The organism is Streptomyces sp. DH12, assembly GCF_020873895.1.
Classification (GTDB): domain Bacteria; phylum Actinomycetota; class Actinomycetes; order Streptomycetales; family Streptomycetaceae; genus Streptomyces.
In genome coordinates, this window is sequence record NZ_JAHWGT010000315.1 from 1 (window position 1) to 687 (window position 687).

Annotated in this window: 2 protein-coding genes; both read right to left on the reverse strand. The window is 75.3% G+C overall.

The window, feature by feature from the left end:
* Positions 1 to 272 (reverse strand): response regulator transcription factor (locus LPA54_RS34265; protein ID WP_228984564.1); only part of this gene is annotated, 272 nt, incomplete at its 3' end.
* Positions 269 to 687 (reverse strand): sensor histidine kinase (locus LPA54_RS34270; protein WP_267487946.1); only part of this gene is annotated, 419 nt, incomplete at its 5' end. The genes LPA54_RS34265 and LPA54_RS34270, both read right to left, overlap by 4 nt.

The following is a 687-nucleotide window of genomic DNA, read 5'->3' on the forward strand; positions in this document are numbered from 1 at the left end:
GTGTCGTAGGTGGTGACGATCAGCACGCGGGGTGAGCCGGGGCGAGCGGTGATGGCGGCGGTGGCCTCGGCGCCGTTCATGCCCGTGCCGAACTGGAGATCCATGAGGACGACGTCGATGTCGCCTCGGGCGGCGCGGGTGACGGCGTCCTCGGCGGTGGCGGCCTCGGCCACCACGGTGATGCCCTCCTCGGTCTCCAGGACGGCGCGCAGCCCTGCCCGTACGACGGGGTGGTCGTCGGCCAGCAGCAGACGGATGGGTGTGTCGGTCACGGGCGGGCCTCGGGCTCGGTCTCGGCGGGCGGGGTGAGGGGGAGCCGGGCGGCCAGTGCGGTGCCGTGGCCGGGGGCGGACTCGAGGGTGTAGGTGCCGCCGAGGGCGTGCACGCGGGCGCGCATGGCGGCCAGTCCGAGCCCGCCGGTCTCCGGGTCGGGGGCGGGAAGCCGGTCGGGGTCGAAGCCGCGTCCGCCGTCGACGACGTCCACCGCGACGTGGTCGCCGAGGTAGCTCAAGGTGACGTCGGCGGTGCCGGCTTCGGCGTGGCGTTCGGTGTTGGCCAACGCGGACTGGGCGACGCGCAGCAGCGCGACCTCGTGCGCGGTGGCGAGGGGCACGGGCTCGCCGGTGAGGTGGAAGCGTGCGGTGAGCCGGTGACGGGCGCTGGTGGTGGCGCACAGACGCTCCAGGG